A 1852-nucleotide genomic window follows, 5' to 3' on the forward strand; every position below is an offset into this window, starting at 1 on the left:
CCCGCCGGGAGGTGGCCCACGACCCGGCGGCCGCTGAACTCGCCGGTGAGCCGGGCCCCAGCGCCGAGCACCGGTACCTGCTGGCCGAGCGGCGGCGCGCCGTGCGGGCCGCCATCCCCCGACTGCCGGGACGCTGTCCGCGGCTGCTGGCTGCGATGGTGTCGCCCAGAGACCTCACTTACCGCGAAATCGCAGGCGAGTTGGGAATCTCACAGGGAAGTCTGGGGCCGCTGCGTTCCCGTTGCCTGGGATGTCTGCGCAGAATGCTCGTGCCGGAGGTTGGAATCGTCGAACCCGGGGGAAAGGTGCGATAGACAACCGGCGTCATCAGGGCGGACAGCCCGCTCCCGCGCGACCCTCGTAGTCACCCGGCGCGGACGGGCGCAACAGAAATAGGGAGAGGCGTGCGCACATGGGCATGAGTGTGACCATCTCTGCGGCGACCGAGCACGACGCCGAGCAGATCCTGAAGCTTCAGTACCTGTGCTACCAGTCCGAGGCGGAGCTCTACGGCGACTACCGGATCGAGCCGCTCACCCAGACGCTGGAAGGCCTGCGCCTGGAACTGGCCGACGGGCACGTGCTGGTGGCCCGGCTGGGCCACGAGGTCGTCGGCTCGGTGCGCGGTGTGGTCGGCCCCGACGGCACCGGGCACATCGGCAAGCTCATCGTCCACCCCCGGATGCAGCGGCACGGCCTGGGCGGCCGGCTGCTGGCCTCGCTGGAGTCGCTGCTCTCGCGGGAGCGGGGCGCGACCCGCTTCCGCCTGTTCACCGGCCACCGCAGCGACGGCAACCTGCGCCTGTACCGGCGCTGCGGCTACGTGCCGGCGGCCACCGAGCGGGTGTCGCCGAGGCTCAGCGTGATCACCCTGGAGAAGGAAGCGGTGGCGCACGCCTACGTGGCCAGCGCCTGACGGTTCCCGTCCGGCCCCGGCCGCCCGCTAAGGGCGGCCCGGGGCCCGCCGGGAAACGGGGACAGAACGGCGAGCCGGGCGGGGCCGTGCCGCGTCAGGCGGTCCGTGGCCGGCGCAGCCAGAACAGCCCGACGACGGGCAGCACCAGCGGCAGGAACAGGTAGCCGCGCCCGTAGTCCGACCAGACGGTGGAGTCCGGGAACGCCGACGGATCCAGCACCGTCCAGGTGCCGACCGCCAGCACCCCGGTCAGTTCCGCGACGCAGCAGGCCAGCGCCGCCCGTCGCGCGCCCTCTCCGCCACGCACCAGGGCGACGGTGATGAAGCCATACACCAGTGCGGCGACGGCGGACAGCAGGTACGGCAGCGGCGCCTCGTGGAAGCGGGTGGACAGCTGGAACGCCGAACGGGACGCGGCTCCCACCGTGAACACCGCGTACAGCAGCACCAGCAGCCGCCCCGGCCCGGTGCCGATGCCCGTCCCGACGGCCGCGCGGGGCTCACGCACCGCCGCCTCCCCAGATGTCGTGCAGCCGCACCTGCAACACGGCCAGCACGACGGCGCCGGCGGCGACCGTGGCCGACCCCCAGCGGGTGCGCTCGGCCAGCGACAGGAAGGCGACCGCCGGAACCGCCGCCGCGGCGCCCGCCAGGTACGAGAAGAAGATCACCGACCCGTCGGCCGGCTCCGCGCCACGGGCGACGCGCACGACACCGATCAGCAGCTGAACGAGCGCCAGCACGGTGACGGCCAGCATGCCGGCGAAGTGCCAGTCCTTGGTCGGCTGGTCCCGGTAGGCCGCATGGCCGCACCAGGCGGCCAGCACGAGAGCGGCCACGGCGACCGCGACCGTCAGCGGGGTGAACATGCCAGTGACTTTACTGCGGCCCGCCGACCGGCCCGGCGGCCCCCCGCCGCCCCCGCGACCCGGTCCC

4 protein-coding genes are annotated in these 1852 nt (G+C 73.4%); 2 read left to right on the plus strand and 2 right to left on the minus strand.

Annotated features, from left to right (window positions below; genetic code table 11):
• Positions 1–314: RNA polymerase sigma factor (locus ACYVE9_RS25150; protein ID WP_461030190.1), on the plus strand; the 314-nt coding region annotated here is incomplete at its 5' end.
• Positions 315–412: 98 nt separating this feature from the next.
• Positions 413–916, plus strand: a complete 504-nt coding sequence (locus ACYVE9_RS25155) for a GNAT family N-acetyltransferase (RefSeq protein WP_461030191.1) — start codon at positions 413–415, stop codon at positions 914–916.
• A gap of 94 nt (positions 917–1010) precedes the next feature.
• Here ACYVE9_RS25155 and ACYVE9_RS25160 read toward each other — a convergent pair whose 3' ends face one another.
• Together ACYVE9_RS25160 and ACYVE9_RS25165 are read right to left on the minus strand one after the other, a co-directional pair.
• The gene (locus ACYVE9_RS25160) at positions 1011–1424 is read right to left on the minus strand and encodes a hypothetical protein (RefSeq protein ID WP_461030192.1); all 414 of its coding nucleotides are present in this window, start codon (positions 1422–1424) and stop codon (positions 1011–1013) included.
• Positions 1417–1785, minus strand: a complete 369-nt coding sequence (locus ACYVE9_RS25165) for a hypothetical protein (RefSeq protein ID WP_461030193.1) — start codon at positions 1783–1785, stop codon at positions 1417–1419. Before ACYVE9_RS25165 ends, ACYVE9_RS25160 begins: the two co-directional genes overlap by 8 nt.
• Positions 1786–1852 lie beyond the last annotated feature (67 nt).

This window comes from Streptomyces sparsus, from assembly GCF_054776295.1.

Bases quoted from the DNA above. Each gene is read 5' to 3' on its own strand.
- ACYVE9_RS25155 (WP_461030191.1), top strand. From the start codon at position 413: ATGGGCATGAGTGTGACCATCTCTGCGGCGACCGAGCACGACGCCGAG.
- ACYVE9_RS25165 (WP_461030193.1), bottom strand. From the start codon at position 1,785: ATGTTCACCCCGCTGACGGTCGCGGTCGCCGTGGCCGCTCTCGTGCTG.